Annotated in this window: 1 protein-coding gene; it reads left to right on the top strand. The window is 49.6% G+C overall.

Features of this window, described 5'->3' with window-relative positions; genetic code table 11:
• Nucleotides 1-890: FimV/HubP family polar landmark protein (locus R8N49_RS25780; RefSeq protein ID WP_318190290.1), on the top strand; the 890-nt coding region annotated here is incomplete at both ends.

Raw genomic sequence — 890 nt, 5'->3', positions numbered from 1 at the left:
AAGCCGAAGGAATTCGTCTCGTTGGGCCGTCTGGTGAAGTGCAATCATCTCCGAGCTATGCTGAAGAGATCGAACGAGCATTACCTACTCCACCTGAGAATACTCAGCCTTCGCGCTTTTTCGGCCCGACAGGTGAAAACCAAACACTGTGGTCGATTGCTTCTGAGTTAAGACCGTCACGTAATGTCTCGGTACAACAAACGCTTCTCGCCATTTATCGAATCAACCCTCAAGCGTTTGACAATCAAAACATCCACGAGCTGATCCCAGGCAGCCGTCTTCGTGTTCCTTCATTAGAGCAAGTTCGCAGTGCGACGACTGAGCAAGCTGTTGCCATTATGAAGGCGCATGAGTTACGACTAAAACAACCCAAGCCAGAAAAGCCAGCTCCAGTTAAACAGATAGAGGTTAAACCTAAACCTGTTGCAGAGCCGACTGCGCCAAAACCGCCAGTTGTTACTCCACCAAAACCTGAACCAGTTAAACCTGTTGAAACGACAGCAAACGTGCCACCAGTTTCGACGTCACCGCAAGGTGAAAAGCAGGTTAGTGATCTAAAAGACAAGCTGCAGGGCTCGCAAAGTGAGCTTGAATCACTAGAAGAGAAAAACCATCGTCTGCGCCTCATGCTGTCTCAAGTTCAGAGCGAAGTTGAAACACTCAAAAGCGAGCTTAACGACGAAGAGCGCATTCGTTCGGAAGTGGAAAAGCTGTTGGCAGAAGAGCGCCAACGTGTTGCTGAGCAGCAACGCATGCAGCCAAGTACGATGGATAAGATTCTATCCAATGGTTGGCTAGTCGGACTCGCTGCCCTGATTCCAGGTGCTCTGCTTGCATTGTTGGTTGTCATGCTACTTGGTCGTCGCTCGAAAGCGAAAGAAGAGGAAGCC

Source organism: Vibrio sp. 1978 (assembly GCF_033344345.1).
Note: the sequence above shows the minus strand (reverse complement) of the source record. Positions and strands in the feature narration are given on the sequence as shown.